Here is a 25,805-nt window from a genome sequence, read left to right as displayed (position 1 = left end):
CATCGGGGGCTTGTTTCTTGGAGGTGCCTGGCTTGGCGACGTCCACCCCGCCCCCGCGCCCCGCCGGCCGTCGCGCCGGAACGTGCGTTCCCCCGGGCGGCGGGGAAGTGCCCCACGGCCTACCGCGCCCCGACCCCGCTGGCCGTCGTGCGCAGGGCCATTCGGCCCGGTAGGGCACCCCCAGCACATCACGCATCCCATCCCGCCGGCGGCCGACACGGCGCGTGCCCTAACCGCGCACCGCCCCCACATCCCCGGACGAACCGCGCGGGTGGGCTTGTCCTGTCTTCCGGCGGCCGGCATCGCGCCCTGGGGCGCCCTCCACGGCACCCCGGCCCACCGGAGCGACCCGACCAGCCACCCACCCCGCAGACACTCCACAGAGGCACGCTCTAAGTGACTGTGGCTGTGGTGGACGGAGTCACCGCACGATCCACACCGCGTGCCCGCACCAGCCAGCACACGCAGAGCACCGCGTACCCGAGGCTCATGGCCAGGACCAGGATGGGGGCGACGCCGCTGGGTGGCACGGTGAGTGCGGCGACGGCGGCAGCCGCGACGAAGGCCGCGTTGAACACCATGTCGTAGCAGGAGAAGACCCGGCCGCGGAAGGCGTCGTCGACATGGTGATGAATCATCGTGTCGACAGAGATCTTGATCCCCTGGGACACCACCCCCAGAGCAAACCCCGCCACCGGGAACAGCGCCACGCTGAACGGAAGCGCGAAAGCCACGAGGCACCCCGCCCCGAATCCGCACAGCACCGCGATCCAGCGTTCTTTGGAGATGCGCTCCGTCGCCCAGGGGGTGGCCATTGCCGCGACGAAGAAACCGGCTCCGGACGCGGCCATGGCCACCGAGAATCCGGCGAGCCCGGCCACCCCGCCGCCGGTGAACGTGTTGTTGTACAGCAGCAGCGTCACCAGGGTGGAGAGGCCGAAACCGAAGCGGTGCGCCGCGATGGTGGCCAGCCCGTACCTGGCTGGTGGGCGCCGCCAGATGTGTTGGGCCCCGGCGATCAGGCCGTAGGCGACATTGCGGACCGCGGCGCGCACCTCATCCGGTGCGCTCGCCAGATCCGGGCCCAACTGCCCTCGCCCCAGGGTGAGTGTGACCACGGCGGCGCCGAGGAACAGCGCCGCCGCGCCGACCATGATCACCGAGGTTCCCAGGGCCCCGTCCCCCGCGAGCAGGCGCAATCCGGCCCCGAGACCCGCGCCGAGGAACGTGGCGAAGGTTCCGCAGGTTGGCGTCACCGCGTTCGCCATGACGAGTTTCTCCCTGGGCACCACATGCGGAAGCGCTGCCGAGAGCCCCGCCAGGAAGAAGCGGTTAATGCTCAACAGGACGAGGGCGGCGAGTAGGAATGGGGCCCCGTCCGAGCCGACCGCGACGAGGAGGGCCGTGGCCACGGCGAGTACGGCCTTGAGTAGCGCGGAGTTCAGCAGGACCTGACGACGGGACCAGCGGTCGATCAGTACCCCTGCGAACGGCCCGACCACGGAGAACGGGAGGAGGAGAACGGCGAAGGCAACGGCCACCTCGGGGGCGGTGGTGTGCTGCTCCGGGTTGAAGAAGACGTAACTGGCCAGGGCGACCTGGTACACCCCGTCGCCCAACTGCGACACGATCCGCGTGCCGAAGAGTTTGCGGAACTCGCGGCCCCGGAGCACCGCAGCAAGGTCGCCGTGAAAAGACACACCGGAAGCCTATGTCGCCCTGGGGGTGCTGGGCCGCTGGGGCACCGGCGACCGGCCGCTGTGGGGGAGGCATGGTCGACCGCGCAGGCGCGGGAGCGAGGCGCCCACGCACGGCCGCGCATCCAGAATCCCCAGCCGCCATCCCTGCGGGTCCTGCGTCTGATCGTCGGGGCGACTCTGGGGATGCTGTCAGCTCACGTAGAGGTCACCCTCGGATCGGGAGATTCCCTCGCCGGTCCAGTCGACCTCGAGGACTACCTCGACCGAACCGTTGCTGGCGTCGACCCACATCTCTCCTTCGGACACGCAGGTTCCGTCGGGGTCGTCGGTCACCTCGTAGGGGCCGTACACGTGATCCGGTCCGGCGTCCTCGATGTCCGCGACCCAGTCGCACATGCGGGTGCCGTCCGACGCGTAGAGGAAGCCGCTGGCGATACGGCTGCCTTCGGTCAGGTGCAGGTTCAGGTCGAAGTCGTCGAACCAGATCCCGTCCGGGTCGTACTGGCTCATTTCCCCGGACCAGATCCCGTCCAGCTCGCTCGGAACCTCGGCGGAACCACCGATGCCCGCCGTGTCACTGTCGGGGTCGGGTTCCGCGTTCGCCGCGTCCTGACCACCGTTCGGGGTGTTGCGGCTGTCGTGTGCCGTGTTTTGGTCCTGGCCACCGAAGACCCCGAGGAACCACAACAGGAGAACAACAGCGACTCCACCGGCCACGATGACGAAGCCACCGATGAGCAGTCCCACCATGAGGCCGGATCCACTCTTTCGTGGCGGTGGTGGGGGAGCGTATCCGTAGGCCATGACAGGGCCTCCCTGCTGGAGTGAAGTTCTGGACGCGAACTCTGACGCCCCCGGCCGTGGCCCGGTTCCCCGCCTCAGTGTCGCGTCAGCACTCCAGACGCGGTGGAGATCCCCTGGGGCCAGGGTGCCTCCACATAGGCGTCCAGCTCGTCGCCCGAGGGCTCCAGCCAGATGTCGACGGTGCCCACGCAGGTCCCCGCCACATCGGTGGCAAGGACGGTGAACTCGAGTTCGTCGTCGCTCACGTCGGTGAGGGTCAGGTCCCAGTCACACATGTGGGTCCCGTCGGGTTCGTACAACTCCCCGGAGGCGAAGGGAGTTTCTCCTTCCAGATCAAGATGGAGATCCCATTCGCTCGCGGCCGCACCGTCGGGTGTGCGTTGCTGCATGCGCCCCGTCCACGTTCCGGACAGGTCCGGGGGCACCTGGGTGAGTTCCTCGGGGGCGGCGGTTGGGGAATCGGGCTGGGTGGGCCGGTCCGAACCCGGGCTCGGTTCCTCGCCCGCCTCGGCCCGGGCTTCGGTGTCCTCCTCGGCTTCGACGGTGGCCAGTAGCCACAGCGCAGCCCCACCCACGGCGGCCAGTCCCGCCACGGCCAGTGCCGTGATGACCCCGACGATGGCCTTCGCGTTCGGGCGCGGCGGGAGCTCGACTCCGGTGGAGTCCGGGAGGGGGGACGGCCGGCCGGAGTGCGGGAGATAGCCCATCGCGCTCGCATCCTCGTCTCGAGCCTCGCGTGGCGGCCTGTGCGGCCGCCACCGATGGTATGTCCCGCCTGCGTCCGCGCCGTCCCGACCGCCCCGGGTCAGGCGGTCTCCTCGCCAGCGATGAACCGTTCCACCAGATCGTGCGCCTCACTGTCCGAGTACTGTTGCGGTGGGGACTTCATGAAGTAGGAGGAGGCCGCGTGCAGCGGCCCGGAGATCCCTCGGTCCTTGGCGATCGCCGCGGCTCGGATGGCGTCGATGATGATCCCCGCGGAGTTCGGCGAGTCCCAGACCTCGAGCTTGTACTCCATATTCAGGGGGGCATCCCCGAAGGCGCGCCCCTCCAGTCGTACATAGGCCCACTTTCGATCGTCCAGCCAGGGAACGTGGTCGGACGGTCCGATGTGGACCGCCCCCGGATCGAGGTCCTGGGACAGCTGCGAGGTCACGGATCGCGTCTTGGAGACCTTCTTCGACTCCAGGCGGTTGCGCTCCAACATGTTGTAGAAGTCCATGTTGCCGCCGAAGTTCAGCTGGTAGGTCCGGTCCAGGGCCACGCCACGATCCTCGAACAGTCGGGCCAGCACCCGGTGGGTGATGGTCGCACCGACCTGGGACTTGATGTCGTCGCCCACGATGGGAACGCCTGCCTCCGCGAAGCGTCCGGCCCATTCGGGATCGGAGGCGATGAAGACGGGCAGGGCATTGACGAAGGCCACGCCGGCGTCCAGCGCACACTGGGCGTAAAACCGGTTCGCCTCCTCCGAGCCGACCGGAAGATAGGAGACCAGGACGTCGACGCCGCTGTCCTTGAGTGCGGCGACCACGTCCACCGGCTCCTCGTCCGACTCCGCCACGAACTCCCGGTAGAGATCGCCGAGGCCGTCGTAGGTCGGTCCGCGCTGCACGGTGACGCCGGTCGGGGGTACCTCCGCGATCCGCATTGTGTTGTTCTCGCTGGCGGTGATGGCGTCGGCGAGGTCGTGCCCAACCTTCTTCGCGTCGACGTCGAAGGCCGCAACCACGTCGATGTCTCCCACGTGGTACGGGCCGAACCGAACATGCATGAGTCCCGGGACCTTGTTGTTCGGGTCGGTGTCGGCATAGTAGTGGATTCCCTCCACAAGAGATGCCGCGCAGTTCCCAACCCCCGCGACGGCGACACGTACTGATGGCATGTTTCTGTATCTCCCCTGCCACTTGGTTCCTGCCGGCACGAGCCAGGCGTGCGGGTGTCTCCCGTCGCGTCTGGAGCCGTGCCGACTCTGATGGGCCTCGGTTTCGATGACCTGCCTGTCGAGCGAGGCCGGATAAGTCACATTCTGTTATCCGGAATCAGGTTCCCATGACTGGGTCCGTTGGCTGCGCAGATAGGATGACGCGCCCCGGATGTGCTGGCCAAACCTGTAACGTGCGAATCTGGCGGACCTACCTCCTCCCCGAACTGGACTGTGTGGCCTACGCTGACACTCATGTGTGTGAAACCCCCCAGGGGACACGTTGCAAGCACCGTGCCAGGTACGCTCACGCTTGAGTCGTTCGGACGCCGCGACAGGGCTGTCGCGGTCGTGGCTCGGTGGTGCCGCACCACGACACCACCCCGACAGGGGTGGGCCTGTCTCGGCCAGCCGGCTGTGCCACAGCTGGTCCGAAACAGCCCGGTGTGAGAAACAACAGCGATACAGGACCCCAGTCTTCCCGCCCGGTGAGTGGACCGGACGAATCGGAATGGCGGCCGCGCGATCCGGTCGGCAGCCCGGTGGTACGCAGGGGGTGGTGCCAGACGGTGGCACGCGGCTGTGCCGTGTCGCGTTGCGTGGCTCGTCGACGTCAACCCCCGCCCCGCGTACCGCGTCCAGGAAGCCAGACCCCCGGATGCCCGCTCCAGGGTGGCGGACCGGCCAGTGGCCCCAACCGGATGCTTCGACGTGGGGACCGCCGGCTGCCGGTGGAGCACGGCCGTTCGGCCTGACGAGAACTGACGAGGATCCGTGAGTACCGAGAGACGACGCAGCGCTGGAGGTCGGCGCCGTTCCGGCGATCCGGCCGGTGACGGACACGGAGCTGGTCCCCGACGCCGGTCGGAGCGTGCCCAGGCATCCCAGAGCGCCACACATTCCGCACGTTCCGAGAGTGGCCGGCGGCGCCCCCGCGCGGAGGGCGGCGCCCGCCCCGGTGGGTTCCGGCGGTTCTGTGCCAGGGCGTGGAAACCGTTCCTGGCGGTCTCCGGGCTGGCCGTGGTCGGGGTGGTCACGGCTTTCGGTATCTGGTACGCGGCCATGCCGGGCCCGGACGAACTGGGTGCGCAAGCGGAGGCCGACGCCACAGCCACCGTCATTCGGTTCGCCGACGAGAGTGAGGTGGGAACCACGGGTGAGATGAACCGGGTTCCCATCACCATCGACCAGGTGCCCGATGCCGTCATCGACGGTGTGCTCGCCTCCGAGCAGCGGCAGTTCTACCAGGAGCCGGCCATCTCCCCGGCTGGGACAGCACGAGCGATTCTCAGCGGTGGCGAGGCTGGCGGTGGTTCCAGTATCACGCAGCAGATGGCGCGGAACTACTACAACACCCTGTCGCGGGAGCAGACCTATACCCGCAAGATCCGGGAGATCATGGTCGCCATGAAGGTCGACCAGAGTCTGTCCAAGGACCAGATTCTGGAGCAGTACCTCAACACCATCTACTTCGGGCGCAACGCCTACGGCATCCAGGCGGCGGCCCAGGCCTATTTCGGCAAGAACATCGATGAGCTGGACGAGGCCGAGGGCGCGTTGATGGGGGCTCTCATCCAGCAGCCGGGCAACTTCGAGAACGCCCATCCGGACGACCCGATCTGGGAGGTCCTCCAGGACCGGTGGGCCTACTCGGTGAACGGCATGGTGGAGATGCACGAGAACGGCTGGGGGCGGGGCGGCCTCTCCCAGCAGGAGGCGGACGCGCTGGAGTTTCCCGAGCCGATCGAGCGGGAGGGGACCGGCTCCTACGACGGCTACAACGGCTACATCATCGAGGCCGTGAAGAGTGAGCTCGCCGAGCGTTACGATCTGCCCGCCGACCAGATCCAGCAGGGCGGCTACACCGTGACGACCAGCATCGACGAGGATCTCATGGAGGCCGCGGAGGCGGCCGTCGAACAGAACCGTCCCGAGGGTACGGCCGAGGAGACCAACTTCGGCCTGGCCGCGGTTGAACCGGAGACCGGCCAGATCCGTGCCTTCTACGGCGGTGAGAGTGTGTTCGAGGACACCGACAACTCACTGATCCAGCGTGGGCAGGCCGGGTCGGCGTATAAGCCCTACGTGCTGGCCGAGGGGCTGTCCCAGGGCATCGCGTTGAGTAGCCAGTTCGACGGTGACTCGCCACAGGAGTTCCCTGGCCTCGCGGGCGAGATCCAGAACAACGACAACCGGTCCTGGGGCACGGTCGATCTGGTCGAGTCCACCGCACACTCGGTGAACACCTCGTTCGTGGAGCTCGGAATCGAGGTCGGGGCGCAGAACGTCACCGATCTCGCCACCAACGCCGGGGTGTCGCCCGACCATGCGGAAACGGCGGAACTCGGGCCCAATATCGCACTGGGGACCTACAGTGTCACGGCCCTCGACCAGGCGTCGGGATACGCCACCTTCGCCAACGCGGGGACGCATATCCCGCAGCACATGGTGACCGAGGTCATCGACGCTAACAACGACGTCCTGGAGCCCAACGACGCGGATGTCATCGAAACCGGGGAGGAGGTGTTCTCCCCGGACGTGGCGGCCGATGCCACCTACGCAATGACGCAGGTGGTGGAAGGCGGCGGGGCGGAGAGCGCCGCCCTGGACGATGGCCGTCCGGTCGCGGGGAAGACCGGAACCTCGACCAATTCGGTTTCCGCCTGGTTCGCCGGATTCACGCCCCAGTTGTCCACCGCGGTGGGGCTGCACCGCAGTGACGGGGAACCGGTCCAAATCCCGGGCACGGACACGCTCTACGGGAGCACGGTTCCCGCCGCCATGTGGAAGGACTTCATGACGGTGGCGATGGAGGGGGAGGAACACCAACAGTTCCCACCACGGGCCAACGTCGGGGAGGAGCTCAACTTCGAGCCCTCACCGTCTCCCACACCTACGGAAACACCGACCGCGGAGGCGGACCCCACGCCAACGGAGTCGCCCTCGCCGACCCCCACTCCCACGGAGACCCCCACCTTCGAACCTCCGCCGCTGCCCGAGGCATGCCGGGACGCGGAGAGTATGGAGGAGTGGCACGAGTGCCGGGCCAACCAGCCCACGGAGGAGCCCGAACCGGGAAACCCCGATGGTGGCCCGGGGGACGGTGACGACAACGACAACGATCGCTTGTTCGGAGGTGACGGGAACTGACCGGGATCGTCGGAGTGTCCACAACGCCCGCAGTGTCCGCAGCGTCCGTAGAGTATCCCCAGCTCCGCGGACGGGGCATTGGGTGTCGGTCGCAGCTGGTAGCCTGATCAACTGATCGGAGGTGGGGTTTGCGGTGGTCCGGACTTCGGTACATCGTTCCCACCCACTCCTCCTGTCATGGCACGGCCATGACCGCGACAGTCCAAAGGAGGCATGCACGCCCATGCGTCGCTACGAGATGATGGTCATCCTCGACCCCAGCCTGGACGAGCGGACCGTGTCCCCGTCCCTGGAACAGTTCCTCGCCGTGGTCCGGAACGAGGGCGGTTCTGTGGAGAAGATCGACGTCTGGGGCAAGCGTCGACTGTCCTACGAGATCGCCAAGAACACCGAGGGGATCTACGCGGTGGTCGACCTCACGGCCAAGCCGAGCACGGTCAAGGAGCTGGAGCGGCAGCTGGGCATCACCGAGGTGGTCCTGCGCACCAAGGTGCTCCGCCCGGAGGCTCACTAGTCACGCCCGTCGCCCGGTCACGCATCCGACTCACGAATCCGGAGTTAGCCAATGGCAGGCGACACCCAGATCACGATCGTCGGGAACCTTGTCGACGATCCCAACCACACCTTCACCCCCAGTGGAGCCGCCCGGACCACGTTCCGGGTCGCATCGACCCCACGGTACTTCGACCGGCAGTCCGGGGAGTGGAAGGACGGCAACGCGCTTTTCCTCAACTGCACCATGTGGCGGCAGATGGCGGAGAACGGAGCGGAGACCCTACAACGCGGGATGCGTGTCATCGTGCAGGGTCGGTTGCGTCAGTACACTCCGGAGACGCCGGACAGCCAGGGGGAGCGGCGGACCTTCTACAACGTTGAGGTTGATGAGGTCGGCCCGAGCCTGCGGTACGCCACCGCCAAGGTAACCAAGACCCCGTCGCGTGGCGGCGGAGGCGGTTTCGGTGGTGGCCAAGGCGGCCAGGGTGGCGGCTTCGGCGGTCCCCAGCCCGGCAACCAGCCCCCGGCCAACGATCCGTGGGCCACCGGAGCCTCGGGTTTCTCGGAGGAACCGCCGTTCTAGAAACCGGCTCAACTGGGCCTACCCAGGGGAAGCAGGACCGCCTCTGGGGTTCTGTCCACTGTCCGAACTGACCATCCCCGGGATTTCCGGGGCTCTTCACCAAAGGAGCACCACGATGGCTAAGCCGGCAGCACGCAAGCCAAAGAAGAAGGTTTGCCTGTTCTGTCAAGAGAAGATGACCTACGTCGACTACAAGGACACGACGCTGCTGCGGAAGTTCATTTCCGACCGCGGCAAGATCCGTGCCCGCCGCGTCACTGGCAACTGCACGCAGCACCAGCGGGACGTCGCCACGGCGATCAAGAACTCCCGGGAGATGGCGCTGCTGCCCTACACCAGCACCGCTCGGTGACCGGGAACGTCTGGGAGGTTTGAGTCGTGAAATTGATCCTGACCCAGGAGGTCACCGGTCTCGGTGCCCCAGGCGATGTCGTGGACGTGCGGGACGGCTACGCCCGTAACTACCTGCTGCCCCGAGGCTTCGGGATCCGCTGGACGCGTGGTGGGCAGAAGCAGATCGACGAGATCCGTCGTGCCCGGAAGGCGCGGGATATCCGGGACCTCGACAGCGCACAGGACCTCGCGGAGCGCGTGCAGAAGCTTTCGGTACGCCTGCCGCGACGGTCCGGCCAGGGCGGTCGCCTCTTCGGCTCGGTGTCCGCGGCCGATATCGCCTCCGGTGTGCGGGAGGCTGGTGGGCCTGAGCTGGACAAGCGGCGGATCGAGGTACGTAACCCGATCAAGTCCGTGGGCGAGCACCGGGTGACAGTGCGGCTGCACCCGGAGGTGACAGCCACCATTTCCCTGGAGGTCGTGCCGGCCTAACGGAGAACACCACACGGGTGCCCACATTCCGAACAGGATGTGGGCACCCGTGTTTTTACTGCTCCGGTGTCTTTGTCCGTCGCAGTCCGTTCCACGTGAAACGAGTCATCCTGCCCATGTGTGGGTGGATCGGTGTGTCGTATTCGGTGCGCATACTGGTCGACACATACAGTGATACGGTTCGTGCCTTCCGTAATCCGCGAACGTGGGAGGGATGCTTCGTGTGCGATGGCGAGGACCGACGAGGAAACGCGGCCTACAGCCGTCGGGGGGTGGTCCGCGGGGCCGTGCTCGTGGCCGGGGGAACGCTGCTGGGATCGGCAGCGATTCTGGGAGCGGCGTCCGGGGCCAGCGCCGCGGCCACGCCGGGCGTCCTCACCCGGGAGGACTGGGATGCCCGGTCTCCCCGGAAGAAGGCGCAGGTTTTGACCGAGCCACCGGATCACATCGTGATTCACCACACCGCGACAGCCAACACCTCGGATTTTTCCCGGAGTCGGGCACTGTCCCTGTCCCGGGGGATCCAGAACTGGCACATGGACAACAACGGCTGGAACGATACCGGTCAGCAGCTGACCATCAGCCGCGGTGGCTATGTCATGGAGGGCCGCAACACGTCCCTGGAGGCGATCGCGGAGGGGAAGCACGTGGTTGGTGCGCATGTCGCGAACCACAATTCCCACACGCTCGGGATCGAGAACGAGGGGTCCTACGGGAGTGCGAGTCCGCCCGAGGAACAGCTCGCCGCCCTGGTCGCCACCGTGGCCTGGCTCTGTGCGGTCTACGAGCTGGACCCGGAGCAGGCGATCGTCGGACATCGGGACTTCAACGCGACCGCCTGCCCGGGCGACGAACTCTATGCCCTGCTCCCGTCCCTGCGGACCGAGGTCTGCGCGCGCATGGCCCGCGAGGGCCAGCGTCGGGCCCAGAGCGCACCCGTCGCCGAGGAGAATCGGCCCGCCTTCCCCGATGTTCCGGACACGGAACGCAGTGCCCCCTACTTCCACGGTCCGGCACTCGGGGAGGAGGAAGACCATCGCTGAGCGGTGGAGGTTCGGGGCGTGGGGGTTTCGGTGTGCGTGGTCCGCCGCCCTCCGGGACGGCTAACCCGCCCCCCACGGTTCACCGGACGGCTCCGGTGACGAGCCAGGCGGTTCCGCGAACCCGGAGCCCCAGAGTGAGTCCGCGGGCGAGTATCCACACGCCGAACGCGATCCAGAGCGCCACGAGGCCGGTGGCGGATCCCTGCGGGGTCAGCCACGGGACCGAGGCGCCGAGTGGAAGGAAGACCACCATGGTCCACAGGCTGGCCCACGCAAGGTAGCGCTGATCGCCAGCCCCCATGAGAATCCCGTCCAACACCATGACGATCCCACTGGCCGGCTGGAGGAGGGCAACGACGAGAAGCGTACTGGTGACCAGGGCAATGACCTGGGGGTCGGTGGTGAACACGAGAGCCGCCCAGGGGCGCGACACCAGGACGACCACAGCGAACAACAGCCCAACCAGGAAGCCCCACTCGACCATGCGGCGCGTTGCCGCGCGGGTACCGCGGACGTCCGCGGCGCCCAGGTAACGCCCCACGATGGCCTGGCCCGCGATGGCGACGGCGTCCAGGGCGAATACCAGCAGCGTCCACAGCTGGAAGGCGATCTGGTGGGCGGCGATCTCGGCATCCCCGAGGCGCGCTGCCACCGCAGTGGTGACGAGTAGGACGATACGCAGCGACACGGTTCGGATCAGGAGTGCGAATCCGGCACTGGCGGTCGCGGCCAGGCCCCGCCGCGTGGGGGCGAGGGACACTCCGTGCTCCCGGGCTCCCCGGGCAACCAGGGCTATGTACACGGCCGCACCGCAACTCTGTGCGATCACGGTCGCCCAGGCTGAGCCCGCGATCCCCCACCCCAGGCCGAGAACGAACCAGACGCAGAGCACCATGTTGGCGAGATTCGCCCCGACTGCGACGACCAGCGGGGCGGTGGCGTTCTGGAGCCCTCGTAGTACCCCGGTACCCGCGAGCGTGACCAGGAGTGCGGGCGTGCTGAGCAGACTCACCCGCAGGTAGGTCTCGGCGTGGAGGGCGACGGACTCGGATGCTCCCAGCAGCTCGACCAGGCTTGGGGCCAGCGGCCAGCCCACCGCGATGAGTGCCACGCCGATGAGTGCCGCGAGCCACATCGCGTCGACGCCGGCTCGCAGCCCCGCGGGAATATCGTCGGCGCCGTAGTGGCGGGCAACCGCTGCGGTGGTGCCGTAGGCAAGGAAAATGCACAGGTTCGCGAGCGTGAGCAGGATCTGGCTGGCCACTCCGAGCCCGCCCAGTTCGGCTGTACCGAGGCGGCCCACGACTGCGGTGTCGGTGAGGAGGAAGAGGGGCTCGGCAACCAGGGCAAAGAACGTGGGGACCGCAAGCCGGAGAATCTCACGGTCGTGCACATGGCGGAACGGGGCGGTGGGCAGCAGGGAGCGCATCGAAGCGGAGACTACCGTTCATCGGACGAGGGGATGACCAGTGGATGGAACGACCTGTGGACAGCCTGTGGACAAGTCTGGAGTAACTTTCTGATGCTCACATCCGGCGTATAACGTCTTCGCAGTTCAAAGGGGATATTTAGGCGCTAGATCCCAGTTATCCACAAGGGATGTGCACAAGCTATCCGCAAGATACCCCCAGCTATCCACAAGCTGTCCCCAGGGGCATCCACAAGCTACGTTGCTCTGGAGCTGGCGAGGCTCCACACTGAGGCGCCGGGGGTAGTTGACCGTGACCCGGTCACGGTTCCGCAGTCGGTGTGCCCTGCGCCAAGAGCAGATCCACCACACGTATCTTCGCAGGTGGAACTGGGGGAGCTCCGAGTGTCCCGCAGGACGGGCCCAAACACGGCGGGACACCAGACACAGCGGTCGTTGGGGGAACAGGTATGAGCATCGCAGAGGCGTCACCACCCGAGGGTGGGTTCGAACGGACGCCACCGCACGACGCACTCGCCGAACAGTGCGTCCTTGGCGGGATGCTGCTGTCGAAAGACGCGATCTCCGAAGTGGTGGAGATCGTTCGTTCCGCCGACTTCTACCGTCCGGCGCACCAGGTGATCTTCGACACCGCTGTGGACCTGTTCGCACGGGGGGAACCCGTGGACGCGATCTCGGTGAACGCGGAACTGACCAACCGCGGCGAGATCACCCGGGTCGGGGGCGCCCCCTACCTGCACACGCTCACCGAGTCCATTCCCACCGCCGCCAACGCCGGCTACTACGCGCGGATCGTGGCGGACCGCGCGATCCTGCGCCGTCTGGTCGAAGTCGGGACCCGGGTCGCGCAGCTGGGGTACACCGGAGGCAGCGACGTCAACGATCTGGTCGACCAGGCACAGGCCGAGGTCATGGGGGTGGCGGAGAAGCGCACCGGGGAAGATTACCTGCCGCTCAGCGAGGTCATGCCCGGTGCCCTCGACGAGATCGAGGCCATCTCCAGCCGCGACAGTGGGATGACCGGGGTTCCCACCGGGTTCACCGACTTCGATGCGTTGGCGAACGGCCTACAGCCGGGACAGATGATCATCATCGCCGCTCGTCCCGCGGTCGGAAAGTCCACCCTCGCCTTGGACATGGCGCGTGCCGCCGCGATCCAGAACCAGCTCACCACCGTGATCTTCAGCCTGGAGATGGGACGCAACGAGATCGTCATGCGGCTGCTGTCGGCCGAGGCGCGAATTCCGCTGCACACTATGCGTTCCGGGCTGATGACCGACGATGACTGGACCCGGATGGCGCGGCGGATGGGCGAGGTCGCTGGAGCGCCCCTCTTCATCGATGACTCGCCCAACATGTCCATGATGGAAATCCGGGCCAAGTGCCGACGGCTCAAACAACAGCACGATCTCAAGCTGATCATCGTGGACTACCTGCAACTGATGAATGCGGCCGGGCGAGTGGAGAGCCGCCAGCAGGAGGTCTCCGAGATGTCGCGATCCCTCAAGCTCCTCGCCAAGGAACTCGAGGTTCCGGTGATCGCGCTGTCGCAGCTGAACCGGGGGCCCGAACAGCGAACCGACAAGAAACCCCAGCTGAGTGACCTCCGGGAGTCCGGCAGCATCGAGCAGGACTCCGACATGGTGATCCTGTTGTACCGAGAGGACGCCTTCGAGAAGGAGTCCCCACGCGCCGGTGAGGCGGACCTGATCGTGGCCAAGCACCGAAACGGTCCGACCGCCACGGTGACCGTGGCGTTCCAGGGCCACTACAGTCGCTTTGTCGACATGGCGCCCGGCTGATCGCACCGGTGCTGGAGTCCGCGCGGGCGGGCCGTCGCCCGGCACCGTCGGCACCTGCGCCCCCGGAAATGAACGGCTCGCGCGTGGTTTTGGGCTTGGGAGCACGGTTGAGCCTGGTCTGGCGACGTCCACCCCGTCCCCGATCCCGTTGGCCGTGGCGCGGCCGGGATGGTCCTCATGCTGCCGAGGACATGTCCACGACGGGCGGTCGCGGTCCCACGGGCCAGCGGGCACAGGGGGTGCCGCGATGGTTCACCCGCAGGCGTTGTGGTGGCCCCTGGTGGCGGATGCCTGCCGCTGGGGAGCCAGGCCAGGGCTGGTGCGGGCCAGGCCTGGGCGCGGCACCGGGCACTCCGGCCCCCCGGGGGGGGATTGTGGTCACGGCAAGCACCAATCCGCTCGCGCCGTCTTGGCCGCCGGCGGCGTCGCACCCCGGTGGTCACCGGTGATGCCCTGTTTCCGGGGCGCTCCCCCGCACGACGGCCAGCGGGATGTGGGGATGGCGGCCGTGGGCTGGTGCCCCCGTGATGGGGGTACCGTGGTCCACTGCACGACGGCCAACGGGGCGGGCGGGGTGTGCTGGGGGTGTTCTGCCGGGCCGGATGGCCCTGCGCACGATGGCCAGCGATCGGGGACGGGGGAGACGTCGCCAGGCCAGGCCCAACCTCGCTCCCACCCCCGAGAAACAGGCTCTAACGCCACCGGGCCTCGGGGCGTCGCCGTCCGGACTCGTCTTCGACCAGAATCCAGGACAGCCGCGGGCCGGATGCACGATCCTCCCGACTGGGGCGCGGTGCGGGCACCAGGGCCTCGGCCGGGGTGAACTCGGGCGCGGGCCGTGGCGCGCGCGAGCGCAGCACAGAAGCGCCACCCATCCTGCGCATTACGCGGGTCATGTCGGTGCCTCCTGTTCATCCGGACGAGGTTTTCAGTTAACCGTCTGTTCACCTGGAAGTCAAAACACGGACACCGTTGGTCCCTGGGTGGCGCCCGTCGTGGAATGCCGGAGCCGTGGGAGCGGGCCTCGGGTCCTCAGTCGCCCTTGCCGGGGAAGATCAGGCCCACGACCTCAAGGTAGAGCTGCTCGGGATAGGGAACATAGTTGATCTTGCTCAGGGCCTGGTCCTGACCGGCCGACTCCATGATGAACGAGCCGTAGCCGATGATGCGCCCGAGCAGGGACCGTTCGAAACGCATGTCCGTGACCTTGCCCAAAGGCATCATGTTCACTTGCCGAGTGATGATGCCCGTGGTCAACAGCAGGCGTGCCGAGGTGATCACGAAGTACTCGACCGACCACTCGGCTACCTTCCACACGAACCAGACCAGACCGAGGAGCCAGATCCACCAGATCACGGCCAGGATGGTCGGGTCGGTGACCGTGTTGCTGAGCACACCCGCAAGGATGAGACTGCCCAGCACCACCGTCACCGGGCCCAGGAGCACGGCCGGATGGCGTCGCATCGTGATGACCTGTTCCTCGTGGGGAAGCAGGTACCGGTTGACCGAGGCGGGCGCCGCGTCGCCCGGCGTGACGAGCTTCATTCCGACCAGCCCTCTCCCGGAGCTCTGGTGTCCCTACACAGCCAGCGCGTTGACGAAGCGCGACAGCGAATCGGCGGCGTTCATCAGGCCGTCAAGTCCGGTATGGATAACCCCCGCAGCAGATTCGGGTTGAGTGAGTAGATAGAAGGCGACGAACGCGATGGCCGCAAACCCCAGCCATTTCTTCAACTTCGCCATGGCCGACTCCCCACAAGTGCAACGAACCCACTAACCCATGCTGATTGTTACACCGACACCCGTACCCGTAAAGGCAGTCGGCATTCTCGGCGTGCCGGACTGGTTCGTGTTTGGGAGGTCTGGATCAGCTTCGTTCCGCGTAGGCCAACTCGAGAACTTGCAGGTGTTGCCGGGCGATTCGCTCCACGAGCCGCGGTGTCGCCTCACCGATGACCTCTCGCGCCCCGTGGCGGGCTGAGTCGACACAGCGAACCACTGTCGCCTGGGCGTGAACCCCGTGAAACTCATGGTGTAGACGGTCGATGACCTGCTGAAAGTCTCCCGAATGCGTTTCCTCGAACATGTGGCTCCCTGCGGGTGGTGGTTCGCTGGTCACTCCGATGTCAGTGGAATCTGTCACATGTGGGCCTGGGGTGGCCCGTCGCCGGTCCTCTTGGGACGGCCATCATCGCGCCTGTCCGTAACAGTGAAGTATCGTTCTAGATTCGGACAGGACAGATATCCGATTGCGACGTGGATCTCTTGGACCCATGGTGACCAACGTTTGTGCTGGTGGTCGTGGTTCTGGTGCGGGTGATCGGCCGCGCTACATCGATCCGTACAGCCGGTCTCCGGCGTCACCCAGCCCGGGGAGGATGAACCCGTTCTCGTCCAGGCGGTCATCGACAGCCGCGGTCACCACCCGGACCCGGGGGTGGCTCTGGTGGGCTGGGTCGGCAGCGAGTTTTCGGTCCAGTGCCTGGAGACCTTCCGGTGCGGCGAGAAGACAGATCGCGGTCACCTGGTCTGCCCCACGGTCGAGTAGCAGTTGGAGTGAGGCGGCGAGGGTGCCTCCCGTGGCCAGCATGGGGTCCAGCACGTAGCACTGGCGGCCGGACAGGTCTGCCGGGAGCCGATCCGCATAGGTGGCTGGCTGGAGGGTTTGTTCGTCGCGTGCCATCCCGAGAAAGCCAACCTCGGCGGTGGGCAGGAGACGGGTCATTCCCTCGAGCATCCCCAGGCCGGCCCGGAGAATGGGAACGACCAGGGGAGCGGGGTCGGTCAGTTGGACCCCGGCGGCGGGCGCGAGGGGAGTCGTAATCGTGACATCGGCCACCCGAACATCCCGTGTCGCCTCGTAGGTCAGGAGTGTGACCAGTTCATCCGTGAGGCGCCGGAAGGTCGGGGAGTCCGTGCTGGATTCCCGCAGCACCGTCAGCTTGTGGCTGACCAGTGGGTGGTCGATGACGAGTGTTTCCACCTGCAACCCCTGACCTTTCTCGGGAGCGACGTAGGAGTAGTTGCCCCAGCTCAAGGTACCGGCTCTGTGACGGTCAACCGCCGCGCAAGCCGGACCGGAGCCGAGCTGACGCCGAACGGATTCCGCTCCGTGGGGCCAGGGATCCCGAAAGCGTCGGGAGATTGCGGTTATCATGACCCTGCCCCGGGTCGTCTGTGATCCTGGGCCAAGTGCCGGCCGGCCACGTGGGGTGACGATGACGGGACTCGAGCCGCTCGAGCCAGACGAGGATGACGGCGCTCGGGACTTCGTCGCGGTTGCGTACCGCGAGGAGGAGTACTGGGACGTCGACCTGTTCCCGGTTGCCCTGACCCACGATCTGCACGGGCTCCTGCACGCCCTGCGCCAGCAGCCCAGCATCAGCGGTGCGATCGGGTTCGTCTCCGTGGACGACGACTTCTTCATGATCGTGCGCGTCTCCGGGCGGGACGTCAGCAGTGTGTTCCTGTCGGACGTAACCGCCGCACTGGAGTGGCCGGTCGCCCGTGCCGCCCTGGAGTACCTGGATATCGATGTCCCCGATGAGGAAGCGCTGGACCAGGTGCTGCCCGCGGGGGACTTGTCCATCCTCGCTGATCTCGGGGTGGACGAGATGGAGCTGGGGGCCCTGGCGGGCGCGATCGACCTGTACCCGGACCAGGTCCTCGCCAGTATCGCGGAACGTCTGGGGTTCGCCTCGTCCTTCCAGCGGGCCGTGGACTCCCTGAGCTAGTGAGGGGTGTCGGCTGTGCGGAACCCGTCGGTCGGGTCGACCACTCCCGGGCCCGAGGGGGTCACCTGGGACGAGGCGATGTGCCTGGCTCTGGACGAGGCGCACACGGCGGGGCAGGAGGCGGAGGTTCCGGTGGGTGCGGTCGTCCTCGCACCTGACGGTGCGGTACTGGGGCGTGGGCACAACGCGCGGGAAGCAACGGGTGACCCCACGGCACACGCGGAGATCCTCGCATTGCGGGCGGCCGCCGGATACCGCGGTCGCTGGCGTCTGGACGGATGCACCCTGGTGGTCACCCTGGAGCCGTGCACCATGTGTGCCGGTGCCCTGGTGCAGGCACGGGTGGGTAGCCTCCTCTACGGTGCTCGGGACGCCAAGGCGGGGGCGGTGGGCTCGCTCTGGGACGTGGTCCGGGACCGGCGCCTGAACCACTGCCCGGAGGTTGTGCCACCCGACCTGCTGGCTCCGGAGACGGTGGATCGCTGTGCGACGCTGTTGACCGAGTTCTTCTCCGCTCGACGTCTCCGGTAGAGTTGTCCGCGGTGGAGTCGCCTAGTGGCCGAGGGCGCTCGCCTCGAAAGCGAGTGAAGGGCAACCTTCCGTGGGTTCGAATCCCACCTCCACCGCCGTACGGTCCGGTACTGCTCGGTGTTGGGGCAGTGCCGGACCGAGTTCTCTCAGAACCACTCGTCGCAGCTGTGCACGCGTGCCGGAACGGTTTCCCGTTGCTGTAGCGCGGCCCGAAGCACACGGTGGAGCCCGTCCTCCAGGTACAGCTCGCCCCGCCAGCGGATCACGTGGGGAAAGAGATCTCCGAAGAAGGTGGAGTCTCGTGCCAGCAGCTGTTCCAGGTGCAGAATCGCCTTGGTGGTGACCAGTGTGTCCAACCGCACCTGGCACGGCGGGAGCCGCGCCCAGTCCCGTTGGGCAAGCCCAGGATCGGGATAGGGCCGGTCGGTGCCGACGCGTTTGAAGACCATGGGGTCAGTGTAGAGAGGCCGTTGTCGATCACTGGGGACAGGTCCGTCCCCAGGGCAGCGGCGCGCGCCAACACCCCTGTCCCCAGCACGGGGGATCTCGACCGTCCCCACACAACCGTGTCCCGTTGCCGTGGTGCGGGGCTGGTGGACTGTCCCCTCTCCTCCCAGCTTGCTACGGTTCCCTATGCTCGTGCCGACGCCCGCCCGATCCGGCGCCAGGACCGCTTCCCGACGTTGAAGGTGCCCCATGCGATTCGATCACACCAGCCAGTCCCGTCCCTCGCCACGCTTCCGGCCCGCCGTCGCCGTCGGCGCGACCCTGGCCGCGGGGATGATTCTCGTCAGTTGTGATGCGGACTCCCTGGATGACGAGACCTCCTGGTTCGATGACCTGTTCTCCTCGGACGAGTCGGATACCTCGAACGCCGAAGACGACGCTGACGCTGACGCTGACACCGCTGTCGGGGATCCCGAGGACGGTGACACCGACGACGCCGAGGACACCGACGACGCCGAGGACACCGAGGACGCCGACGACGACGAGGATGATGACGAGTCCTGGTGGGAGGGACTCTTCGGCGGTGGCGACGACGATTCCGACGCCGACGACGCAGACGACACCGAGGACGCCGACGACGACGAGGATGATGACGAGTCCTGGTGGGAGGGACTCTTCGGCGGTGACGACGATTCCGACGCCGACGACGCAGACGACACCGAGGACACCGAGGACACCGACGCCGACGAGGCGGAGAGCCTGGCCCTGCCCGAGTCCTGCACCGAGGTGGGGGCGGATCAGGTCGCGTCCGGGCTGGCTCCGGCTGGTGCGGTCATGGAGGAGGAGTCCGGCGAGGTCGAGGGCCGTTCCGAGGCTGAGCAGCTTGTGTGTTCCTGGTCTACCACGGGTGGCGAGGGGCCGGCGGAGTCCTTCGCGGTTGTCTTCACCCACGGGGCGGACCCGGGGGCGCGGCTGGACGTGGGACAGTCCACCGAGGGCGACGAGATGAACTGGGAAGTGGACATCGACGTCGACCTGGAGAACTACCGCAGTCCGGAGGCGGACGCGTTGGGCGGTGACCTGGACTACCTGCGAACCGTGGAGGGGTCCACCCAGAGCCTGCACCTGTCCCTGCCGGATCGTTTCTACGTATCGGTGATCTCCGTGGCCGGGGATGCCTCCCAGGAGGAGCTGGAAGAGGCGGTGTTGGCGGTCGCCGAGCGGCTTGACCGCTAGGTTCTGCGGGGTAGAGGTTGTTGACGCTGAGGCGGGGGCGACATGAGGAGAGCAGGCCCTCGGTAGCGGTGGTGGGCTCCTCGCACGCGCCGTGTTGGCCGCCGGCGGCGTCGCGCCCCGGTGGTCACCGCTGGTGTCCTGCTTCCGGGGCGCTCCCCCACACGACGGCCAGCGGTGCGGGGGCGGTGTGTTCTCCCGCACGGCGGTGCGTGGGTACGGGGGTGGGCGTGTTCCGAAGCAGCCAGGACACCCTCCACACACGGCCAACGGGCGATCGTGGTTCCGGTGGTGGGCTCCTCGCGCGCGCCGTGTTGGCCGCCGGCGGCGTCGCGCCCCGGTGGTCACCACTGGTGTCCTGTTCCGTGGGCGCTCCCCGCACGACGGCCAGCGGTGCGGGGGCGGTGATCGTGAGGCGACCCCGCTACCGGAGGGGAGCATCCCGCACGGCAGCCAGCGCGGCCTGGGGGGGGCGGTGCTGGCGTCCGGGAGTAGGCCCCCGATCATGAGGCCAGGATTACGAACCGGTCCGGGGCTCGGGGTGGAGGCTCCCCGAGCCCCGTGGACGGAGGTTCAGTCTTCGACCGGAATCTCCTCGAGTTCCCCGAACGGCCCGGCGCGCAGGGTCAAGTCCTCGACCTCGGCGGGCGGGGCCGGGAACACCGCCACGAGATCGTAGGTATTGCCGGGCTGGAGCTCGTGTACCTCCTCGGCGAAGTTGGCGGTGCGACCGTCGTCGAGTGTCATCTGGGACACGTAGCGAACCAGGTCGGTCTCGGGGTCCAGGAGCTGGAACCCGCCGAGTGAGCCGGAGCTGAACTGGTCCGGGCCACCGGCCTCCCGGTCTTCCAGGCCCCCCATATTCGGTAGTACGGGTTCGTCCGTGGTGTTCGTCAGCGAGATCGTCCCAATGACATAGGAGCCGTCCCGGCGCAGGGGATACACGTCCAACCGCACGTCGTCCCGCTCCGCGGTGGCTGCGACATCGCCGTGGTCCTCGGCGAAGGGGGCCGGCCAGTGCACCGTTCGCTGCGCGACGCCGAGACCATCGGAGGTGTCCTCCTCCACATCCTCGTCGTCCGTCGACTCCACCACCTGGTAGGAGAATTCGACCCGGCGGTTCCGGGCGCGAGCTTCCTCGTCGTCGTCACCGCCCTCGACAGCGATGGGCTCGGTGCTGCCACGTCCCTCCACGAGGTAGGTGTAGTTGCCCTCGAGCTCCTCCTGGAGCAGGTCCCGGACCGTTTCGGCGCGCTCCTCGGAGAGGTTCTGGTTGTAGGAGTCGGAGCCGATCCCGTCCGTGTGTCCGACTACCGTGATCTCGGGGTCGTCGGGACTCACACTGTGGGTCATGGACTGGGCGGCTTCCCGCACAACCTCCTCGGCGTCTGCGGTCAGCTCGGACTCGTCGAACTCGAACATCACGTCGGAGTGCAGCGAGATGGTCTCGGTGTCCCCGTCGCGGGTGATCGAGGCGACCTCGGAGTCCACGAAGCTCTCGACCCAGCCCTCCTCGGCTTCGGCGTCGTCGTCCGGAGGCCGGTTCTCGAAGGTGAGGTTCTCGGAGGGAGGATTGTCGGGGGAGAGGTGGTCGGCCCCGTTGGGATTCTCCGGGGCGGGCTGCTCCTCGTCCACATCCTGCACCGGGATTCCGGTCATGGCTCCGAGGCCGCTGCCCACGAACGTGACCTGCCCCACCTCGTCGGGAAGTGGGGGGAAATAGCGCCGGTACTCGTTGGTGACGCCGTCGTGCACCGGATAGAGCCCGTCGCCGTTGGGGCTGACGGAGCCGTACTTGAGCCCGTCCGGATCGACGTATTCCCGGTAGACACGGCCGGTGATCGGGTCCACCAGTGTGTTCGGCATCGCCAGATTTCGGTTGGCTCCGACGAAGCCGTCCGGATAGTCGACTTCATAGTGCAACACCGTGTGCTCGGGGGTGCGCTCCAGAGCGGTGATGGAGAAGCGCATCACCTCGTCGTTACCTGTGTCCTGGAAAATCCGTCCTTCCCGGGTGTAGGGGAACTCCTCCTCGACCGGTGGGGGGCCGTCGTCCTCGAAGAGGGTACAGCCGCCCAGGAGGAGGCTGCCCATGGTCAGCAACGCTGTCGCAGCGATTGGCCTCGTCCGCACCATGCGGGGCAACTCCGATCGTTGAGGGAACACGCCAGGGTCGGCCACCCCCACGTGGATGGGAGAGCCGCACGAGTCTCGCAGAGTCTTGCACACAGTCTCCACCGGAGCGGGAGTCACCATGGCCGTGCACGGAGTGGGGTCGGGCGCCCAGGGTGCGTCAGCGCGCGGGGTCCGTTCCGGTCCACATTCCGGGGGATCCGGGGTCCATCGTGGGATTGCCCCGGCGCGTGTAGTAGCCGCTCGTCCACCGGTAGACCACGAAGGCACTGCCGACCGGCGAGTCCATGGCCCGTGCCAGGTCGGTGGCGAACAGGCCCCAGTCCATGCCCACGGTGTTCGTGCGCAGCAGCACACACAGCTGGACGATCGCGGTGTGGGCGTGGGCGGTGCCGAACTGGGCGAAGCGTTCCACCGCGGTCCACAGGCGTTGGTCGTCGAAGATGTCGCGGCGGGGGTCGTCGGCGACAATGCGGTGCAGGGCCACATCCACAGGGCGGTCGGGAACGTGGGTGCGCGGGCCGTGGTGGGCGAGTGCGTAGGCAGCAACCGCGGTTCGGACGGCGAGGTTGTCCGTGAGTGGCTCGCGGGCGAGATTCGGTAGCTGCACCTGCTGATTGGGAGGCGGTTGGTGGCCCGTGGCCAGACTCAGGTGCACCTGGTCGCGTATGTCGGTGTACCGCGCCTCGTCCATGGGAGAAGAGACTAGCCAATGGTGGTTGCCACGGTCAGGGTCGGCGGGCCTGCTGTACGATCCGCGGCGCCCGCCCGCGCACTGGGTGTCGGCCGGGGCTGCACCGGGGAGACGGACCGAGACCAAACGAGACCAGAACTGCCCAGCAGGCATGCGAAAGCCCCGGCCAGTATCCCGGCCGGGGCTTCATGTTCTGCCTGGCGGCAGTCTGCGGAGGATAAGGGATTCGAACCCTTGAGGGGTTGCCCCCAACACGCGTTCCAAGCGTGCGCCCTAGGCCACTAGGCGAATCCTCCGCGGACAAGCCTACCGTCCATACGCGAATGCTTCGAACGCTCAGGCCGGTTCCATGTTGTCCGAGCGCCACCGGTGTCGCATTGGGGTTGGCGCGATCGGTCCTCGTGGACGCTACACTGGACGCAGCCCCTCGTGCGGCGTCACCTTATGAACCTCCCCAGGGCCGGAAGGCAGCAAGGATAAATGAGCTCTGGCGGGTGCGCGAGGGGTCTTTTGCGTTCTTAGGTCCCAGCTGTCCGTGCCACAGGGTTGAATGGGGGCACGGGAGGAGCAACGCGGGCCGCGTGCCTGTAGAGGGAGCCGTGATCGCGTCGTGAGTATCGCGTTGTACCGCAAGTACCGGCCGGCGACATTCGGCGAGGTACGCGGGCAGGAGCACGTCACCGAACCGCTGCGTCAGGCACTGCGCAATGGTCGGGTGAACCACGCCTATCTTTTCAGCGGTCCCCGCGGCTGCGGGAAGACGTCCAGCGCCCGGATCCTCGCGCGCTCCCTGAACTGCGTCGAGGGTCCCACGCCCGACCCGTGCGGCCGCTGTGAGCCGTGCGCCGCGCTCGCCCCCGACGGGGGTGGCAGCATCGATGTGATCGAGATTGACGCCGCGTCGCACGGTGGGGTGGACGATGCGCGTGAACTTCGGGAACGGGCGTTCTTCGCCCCGGTCAGCTCCCGCTACAAGGTGTATGTCATCGACGAGGCGCACATGGTCACCCGGGAAGGGTTCAACGCGCTGTTGAAGCTCGTCGAGGAGCCGCCTCCGCACCTGAAGTTCGTGTTCGCGACCACCGAACCCGACAAGGTCATCTCCACGATTCGGTCGCGAACCCACCACTACCCGTTCCGCTTGATTCCGCCGGGTGCGCTGCGGGAGCTGATGGAGGAAATCCTCACCGAGGAGCAGATCCCGTTTGACGCGGCCGCCCTGCCTCTGGTGGTCCGAGCCGGTGGCGGATCGGCGCGGGATGCATTGTCCATCCTGGACCAGTTGCTCGCCGGGTCAGACGAGCACGGAATCACCCGGGAGGGTGCGGTGGCGCTGCTCGGCTACACCGACTCCGGGGTGTTGGGCGAGATGGTCGACGCTTTGGGGGCCGGGGACGGGGCGGCCGCCTTCCAGCTCGTGGACCGGGTTGTCGAGGCCGGGCAGGACCTGCGGAGGTTTACGGCTGATCTCCTGGAACGCCTGCGGGATCTGGTCGTCCTCGTCGCTGTTCCGGACGCTCTGGACAAGGGCCTGATCAATGTTGATCCCGGCGCGGTGGCCACGATGCGAGACCAGGCACAGCGGATCGGACCGGCCGAGTTGACGCGCATGGCCGAGGTACTCAACACCGGTCTCACCCAGATGCGGGGGGCGACGGCCCCCCGGCTGTTGCTGGAGATCCTGTGCGCCCGGGTCTTGGTTCCGGCCACGAACACGTCCGGGCACGCTGCGGGGCCGGGATCGGCGGTGTCAGCAACGCCGGCAACGCCAGCAACGCCGGCAACCCCCCCGGCAGCGCAGCCAGCCGTCCAGAGTAGGGCGCAGTCTGCGCAGACGGCCCAGACGGAGCGGACACCGTCGGTGCCGGCCGCGCCCGGGGAGTCGGCGGCAACCAGCGGGACGGATGCAGGTGCCTCGGAACCCGCGGGGGCGGCGCCGTCGGCCAACGCCCCGCCGGACCAGCACACCGAGGTTGTTGGGGAGCGGTCCACGCCCCAGCAGCCGGCTCCCGGGGCCGCCGGCACTGCCCCGGCCGGATCCGCTGCGGGGGGTGGTGCCCCGAGTGGCCCCGAGGAGCGCCTCCGTGGCGCCTGGCCGCAGATCCTGGAGGAGGTGAAGCGGCGTCGCCGGTTCAGCTGGATGGTGCTGACCGGTGGTGATGCACAGGTGCTTTCGGTGACCAGCACCGAACTCAAGCTTGGCTTCCCGCGTCCCAACGACGCTAAGGGCTTCGTCACCAGCGGGGCGGATCGCCTGCTCCAGGAGGCCGTGCAGGCGGTGCTCGGGGTGGAGCTCCAGGTGTCCGCAAGTTCGCTGAACGAGGCCAAACAGGCGCAGGGCGCCCCCCAGCCACCCGCGGGTACCGCGGTGACCTCCGCGCCGGCCGCAGCGCCCCCGGCCGTGGGGCGTGGCGGTGGCCAGGTGGCGGATCCCGGGGATGGTTGGCCTACCGAACCGCCGCCTGTGGATGAGGATCCCGGGCCTGCCGACGAGCCGCCGGCTCCGGCCGTGGATCCTGTCCAGCCGCCGACCGTGCAGCCCCAGACCGAGTCGCGGGAGGGCCCTGCGGCGGCTCGGCCCGGTAGCGGTTCGGAGCAGGAAACCCGGGAGGGCGGCGGGCCCGCGGATGATACGGAGTCCGGAGTGGAGTTACTGAAACGGGAACTCGGTGCCCGGCTGGTGGAGGAGACGGAGCACCGCGGCGCCTGATATTCGGGGCTGCGGTCGGTCACGGTCTGCTGTGATCTGCCAGTGCACGCACTTCGGGAAATCACCGGCTACGCTCGCAAGCGAGGCACTCGCGACCCGGCGTGCAAAGGAGAGGGCAGTGAACCCTGAGGGCGAGATGAATATGCAGGCCATCCTGCAACAGGCCCAGCAGATGCAGCAGCAGCTCATGACCGCGCAGCAGGAGCTTGCCGAAGCACAACTCCAAGGGTCCGCGGGTGGCGGTCTGGTGACGGCCACGGTCAGTGGACGTGGCGAAGTGCAGGACATCTCGATCTCCGCGGAGGCGATCGATCCCGCGGACACGGCTGATTCGGCCCAGACCATCGCCGATCTCGTGCTGGCGGCGATTCGGGACGCGGAACAGCGGGTGGAGGAGCTACAGCAGGAGAAGATGGGCCCCCTCTCCGAGGGGTTGGGTGGCGGTATGCCCGGAGGCATGCCGGGAATTCCCGGGATGTGAGGCAACGCAGCGCACAACGGGGGTGCTCTGTCCGGCAGGGTGGGCTGACCGGAACCGTCACCCTCGCGAACTTGGACGGCGGGACCA

At 67.6% G+C, this 25,805-nt stretch carries 25 protein-coding genes, 2 tRNA genes and 1 other RNA gene; 14 read left to right on the top strand and 14 right to left on the bottom strand.

Annotated elements, in window-relative coordinates; all coding sequences use genetic code 11:
* Positions 1-392: 392 nt before the first annotated feature.
* The 4 genes from RIF23_RS14225 to RIF23_RS14210 all read right to left on the bottom strand — a co-directional run bounded on the left by RIF23_RS14225 (position 393) and on the right by RIF23_RS14210 (position 4,389).
* Entirely contained in the window at positions 393-1,700 is a 1,308-nt protein-coding gene (locus RIF23_RS14225) for an MFS transporter (RefSeq protein ID WP_310913015.1), read from the bottom strand.
* A gap of 189 nt (positions 1,701-1,889) precedes the next feature.
* Positions 1,890-2,504, bottom strand: a complete 615-nt coding sequence (locus tag RIF23_RS14220) for a hypothetical protein (RefSeq protein WP_310913014.1) — start codon at positions 2,502-2,504, stop codon at positions 1,890-1,892.
* Between the two features lie 74 nt (positions 2,505-2,578).
* Complete coding sequence (locus RIF23_RS14215) at positions 2,579-3,211, bottom strand: hypothetical protein (RefSeq protein ID WP_310913013.1); 633 nt, start codon at positions 3,209-3,211, stop codon at positions 2,579-2,581.
* 98 nt (positions 3,212-3,309) lie between these two features.
* On the bottom strand, positions 3,310-4,389 hold the full coding sequence (locus RIF23_RS14210) for an inositol-3-phosphate synthase (protein WP_310913012.1): 1,080 nt from the start codon (positions 4,387-4,389) through the stop codon (positions 3,310-3,312).
* Positions 4,390-5,202: 813 nt separating this feature from the next.
* Between RIF23_RS14210 and RIF23_RS14205 the strand changes: the two genes are divergently transcribed.
* From RIF23_RS14205 to RIF23_RS14180, 6 genes are all read left to right on the top strand, one after another.
* Positions 5,203-7,578, top strand: a complete 2,376-nt coding sequence (locus RIF23_RS14205) for a transglycosylase domain-containing protein (RefSeq protein WP_310913011.1) — start codon at positions 5,203-5,205, stop codon at positions 7,576-7,578.
* A gap of 223 nt (positions 7,579-7,801) precedes the next feature.
* The gene (rpsF, locus tag RIF23_RS14200; RefSeq protein WP_310913010.1) at positions 7,802-8,092 is read left to right on the top strand and encodes a 30S ribosomal protein S6; all 291 of its coding nucleotides are present in this window, start codon (positions 7,802-7,804) and stop codon (positions 8,090-8,092) included.
* Positions 8,093-8,143: 51 nt separating this feature from the next.
* Positions 8,144-8,656, top strand: coding sequence for a single-stranded DNA-binding protein (locus RIF23_RS14195; protein WP_310913009.1), 513 nt, complete (start codon positions 8,144-8,146; stop codon positions 8,654-8,656).
* 115 nt (positions 8,657-8,771) lie between these two features.
* Positions 8,772-9,008 (top strand): 30S ribosomal protein S18, encoded by a 237-nt coding sequence (rpsR, locus tag RIF23_RS14190; RefSeq protein WP_310913008.1) that lies wholly within the window; start codon positions 8,772-8,774, stop codon positions 9,006-9,008.
* A 26-nt stretch (positions 9,009-9,034) separates the two neighbouring features.
* Complete coding sequence (rplI, locus tag RIF23_RS14185) at positions 9,035-9,481, top strand: 50S ribosomal protein L9 (RefSeq protein ID WP_310913007.1); 447 nt, start codon at positions 9,035-9,037, stop codon at positions 9,479-9,481.
* Between the two features lie 221 nt (positions 9,482-9,702).
* The gene (locus RIF23_RS14180) at positions 9,703-10,524 is read left to right on the top strand and encodes a peptidoglycan recognition protein family protein (RefSeq protein ID WP_310913006.1); all 822 of its coding nucleotides are present in this window, start codon (positions 9,703-9,705) and stop codon (positions 10,522-10,524) included.
* Between the two features lie 79 nt (positions 10,525-10,603).
* Here the strand turns inward: RIF23_RS14180 and RIF23_RS14175 are convergent, their stop codons facing one another.
* Entirely contained in the window at positions 10,604-11,953 is a 1,350-nt protein-coding gene (locus RIF23_RS14175) for an MATE family efflux transporter (protein WP_310913005.1), read from the bottom strand.
* Positions 11,954-12,402: 449 nt separating this feature from the next.
* Here RIF23_RS14175 and dnaB point away from each other — a divergent pair, with 449 nt between their 5' ends.
* On the top strand, positions 12,403-13,755 hold the full coding sequence (gene dnaB, locus RIF23_RS14170) for a replicative DNA helicase (protein WP_310913004.1): 1,353 nt from the start codon (positions 12,403-12,405) through the stop codon (positions 13,753-13,755).
* A gap of 692 nt (positions 13,756-14,447) precedes the next feature.
* Here dnaB and RIF23_RS14165 read toward each other — a convergent pair.
* The 5 genes from RIF23_RS14165 to upp all read right to left on the bottom strand — a co-directional run bounded on the left by RIF23_RS14165 (position 14,448) and on the right by upp (position 16,738).
* Positions 14,448-14,651, bottom strand: a complete 204-nt coding sequence (locus tag RIF23_RS14165; RefSeq protein ID WP_310913003.1) for a hypothetical protein — start codon at positions 14,649-14,651, stop codon at positions 14,448-14,450.
* A gap of 136 nt (positions 14,652-14,787) precedes the next feature.
* Complete coding sequence (locus tag RIF23_RS14160; RefSeq protein WP_310913002.1) at positions 14,788-15,300, bottom strand: PH domain-containing protein; 513 nt, start codon at positions 15,298-15,300, stop codon at positions 14,788-14,790.
* A gap of 33 nt (positions 15,301-15,333) precedes the next feature.
* Positions 15,334-15,498, bottom strand: a complete 165-nt coding sequence (locus RIF23_RS14155; protein WP_310913001.1) for a hypothetical protein — start codon at positions 15,496-15,498, stop codon at positions 15,334-15,336.
* Between the two features lie 124 nt (positions 15,499-15,622).
* Entirely contained in the window at positions 15,623-15,841 is a 219-nt protein-coding gene (locus RIF23_RS14150; RefSeq protein ID WP_310913000.1) for a three-helix bundle dimerization domain-containing protein, read from the bottom strand.
* 243 nt (positions 15,842-16,084) lie between these two features.
* A complete protein-coding gene (gene upp / locus RIF23_RS14145) occupies positions 16,085-16,738 on the bottom strand; it encodes a uracil phosphoribosyltransferase (protein ID WP_310913212.1) in 654 nt (217 codons plus the stop codon).
* Between the two features lie 235 nt (positions 16,739-16,973).
* Here upp and RIF23_RS14140 point away from each other — a divergent pair, with 235 nt between their 5' ends.
* From RIF23_RS14140 to RIF23_RS14130, 3 genes are all read left to right on the top strand, one after another.
* Entirely contained in the window at positions 16,974-17,489 is a 516-nt protein-coding gene (locus RIF23_RS14140) for a tRNA adenosine deaminase-associated protein (RefSeq protein WP_310912999.1), read from the top strand.
* Positions 17,490-17,567: 78 nt separating this feature from the next.
* Positions 17,568-18,020 (top strand): nucleoside deaminase, encoded by a 453-nt coding sequence (locus RIF23_RS14135; protein ID WP_310913211.1) that lies wholly within the window; start codon positions 17,568-17,570, stop codon positions 18,018-18,020.
* A gap of 10 nt (positions 18,021-18,030) precedes the next feature.
* Positions 18,031-18,115 (top strand) — tRNA-Ser (locus tag RIF23_RS14130).
* A gap of 51 nt (positions 18,116-18,166) precedes the next feature.
* Here the strand turns inward: RIF23_RS14130 and RIF23_RS14125 are convergent.
* On the bottom strand, positions 18,167-18,469 hold the full coding sequence (locus tag RIF23_RS14125; protein ID WP_310912998.1) for a type II toxin-antitoxin system VapB family antitoxin: 303 nt from the start codon (positions 18,467-18,469) through the stop codon (positions 18,167-18,169).
* A 247-nt stretch (positions 18,470-18,716) separates the two neighbouring features.
* Here RIF23_RS14125 and RIF23_RS14120 point away from each other — a divergent pair, with 247 nt between their 5' ends.
* Complete coding sequence (locus RIF23_RS14120; RefSeq protein WP_310912997.1) at positions 18,717-19,703, top strand: hypothetical protein; 987 nt, start codon at positions 18,717-18,719, stop codon at positions 19,701-19,703.
* A gap of 570 nt (positions 19,704-20,273) precedes the next feature.
* Here the strand turns inward: RIF23_RS14120 and RIF23_RS14115 are convergent.
* The 3 genes from RIF23_RS14115 to RIF23_RS14105 all read right to left on the bottom strand — a co-directional run bounded on the left by RIF23_RS14115 (position 20,274) and on the right by RIF23_RS14105 (position 22,823).
* Positions 20,274-21,836, bottom strand: a complete 1,563-nt coding sequence (locus tag RIF23_RS14115; protein WP_310912996.1) for an OmpA family protein — start codon at positions 21,834-21,836, stop codon at positions 20,274-20,276.
* A 157-nt stretch (positions 21,837-21,993) separates the two neighbouring features.
* Complete coding sequence (casB, locus tag RIF23_RS14110) at positions 21,994-22,527, bottom strand: type I-E CRISPR-associated protein Cse2/CasB (protein ID WP_310912995.1); 534 nt, start codon at positions 22,525-22,527, stop codon at positions 21,994-21,996.
* A gap of 211 nt (positions 22,528-22,738) precedes the next feature.
* Positions 22,739-22,823, bottom strand: a tRNA-Ser gene (locus RIF23_RS14105).
* A gap of 122 nt (positions 22,824-22,945) precedes the next feature.
* Between RIF23_RS14105 and ffs the strand changes: the two genes are divergently transcribed.
* From ffs to RIF23_RS14090, 3 genes are all read left to right on the top strand, one after another.
* Positions 22,946-23,041, top strand: an RNA gene (gene ffs, locus RIF23_RS14100) — signal recognition particle sRNA small type.
* Positions 23,042-23,137: 96 nt separating this feature from the next.
* Positions 23,138-25,237, top strand: a complete 2,100-nt coding sequence (locus RIF23_RS14095) for a DNA polymerase III subunit gamma and tau (protein WP_310912994.1) — start codon at positions 23,138-23,140, stop codon at positions 25,235-25,237.
* 136 nt (positions 25,238-25,373) lie between these two features.
* Positions 25,374-25,718: a YbaB/EbfC family nucleoid-associated protein gene (locus RIF23_RS14090; protein WP_310913210.1), complete on the top strand. Its 345-nt coding sequence runs from the start codon at positions 25,374-25,376 to the stop codon at positions 25,716-25,718.
* Positions 25,719-25,805: the final 87 nt, after the last annotated feature.

Source organism: Lipingzhangella rawalii, from assembly GCF_031628175.1.
GTDB lineage: Bacteria > Actinomycetota > Actinomycetes > Streptosporangiales > Streptosporangiaceae > Lipingzhangella_A > Lipingzhangella_A rawalii.
This window is presented reverse-complemented; position numbering and strand designations above follow the sequence as displayed.

Coding starts and splice junctions, on each gene's coding strand:
- RIF23_RS14220 (WP_310913014.1), bottom strand. CDS start 2,504: ATGGCCTACGGATACGCTCCCCCACCACCGCCACGAAAGAGTGGATCC.
- RIF23_RS14215 (WP_310913013.1), bottom strand. CDS start 3,211: ATGGGCTATCTCCCGCACTCCGGCCGGCCGTCCCCCCTCCCGGACTCC.
- RIF23_RS14210 (WP_310913012.1), bottom strand. CDS start 4,389: ATGCCATCAGTACGTGTCGCCGTCGCGGGGGTTGGGAACTGCGCGGCA.
- rpsF (WP_310913010.1), top strand. CDS start 7,802: ATGCGTCGCTACGAGATGATGGTCATCCTCGACCCCAGCCTGGACGAG.
- RIF23_RS14195 (WP_310913009.1), top strand. CDS start 8,144: ATGGCAGGCGACACCCAGATCACGATCGTCGGGAACCTTGTCGACGAT.
- rpsR (WP_310913008.1), top strand. CDS start 8,772: ATGGCTAAGCCGGCAGCACGCAAGCCAAAGAAGAAGGTTTGCCTGTTC.
- RIF23_RS14175 (WP_310913005.1), bottom strand. CDS start 11,953: ATGCGCTCCCTGCTGCCCACCGCCCCGTTCCGCCATGTGCACGACCGT.
- dnaB (WP_310913004.1), top strand. CDS start 12,403: ATGAGCATCGCAGAGGCGTCACCACCCGAGGGTGGGTTCGAACGGACG.
- RIF23_RS14165 (WP_310913003.1), bottom strand. CDS start 14,651: ATGACCCGCGTAATGCGCAGGATGGGTGGCGCTTCTGTGCTGCGCTCG.
- RIF23_RS14160 (WP_310913002.1), bottom strand. CDS start 15,300: ATGAAGCTCGTCACGCCGGGCGACGCGGCGCCCGCCTCGGTCAACCGG.
- RIF23_RS14155 (WP_310913001.1), bottom strand. CDS start 15,498: ATGGCGAAGTTGAAGAAATGGCTGGGGTTTGCGGCCATCGCGTTCGTC.
- RIF23_RS14150 (WP_310913000.1), bottom strand. CDS start 15,841: ATGTTCGAGGAAACGCATTCGGGAGACTTTCAGCAGGTCATCGACCGT.
- RIF23_RS14140 (WP_310912999.1), top strand. CDS start 16,974: ATGACGGGACTCGAGCCGCTCGAGCCAGACGAGGATGACGGCGCTCGG.
- RIF23_RS14135 (WP_310913211.1), top strand. CDS start 17,568: ATGTGCCTGGCTCTGGACGAGGCGCACACGGCGGGGCAGGAGGCGGAG.
- RIF23_RS14125 (WP_310912998.1), bottom strand. CDS start 18,469: ATGGTCTTCAAACGCGTCGGCACCGACCGGCCCTATCCCGATCCTGGG.
- RIF23_RS14120 (WP_310912997.1), top strand. CDS start 18,717: ATGCGATTCGATCACACCAGCCAGTCCCGTCCCTCGCCACGCTTCCGG.
- RIF23_RS14115 (WP_310912996.1), bottom strand. CDS start 21,836: ATGGTGCGGACGAGGCCAATCGCTGCGACAGCGTTGCTGACCATGGGC.
- casB (WP_310912995.1), bottom strand. CDS start 22,527: ATGGACGAGGCGCGGTACACCGACATACGCGACCAGGTGCACCTGAGT.
- RIF23_RS14090 (WP_310913210.1), top strand. CDS start 25,374: ATGAATATGCAGGCCATCCTGCAACAGGCCCAGCAGATGCAGCAGCAG.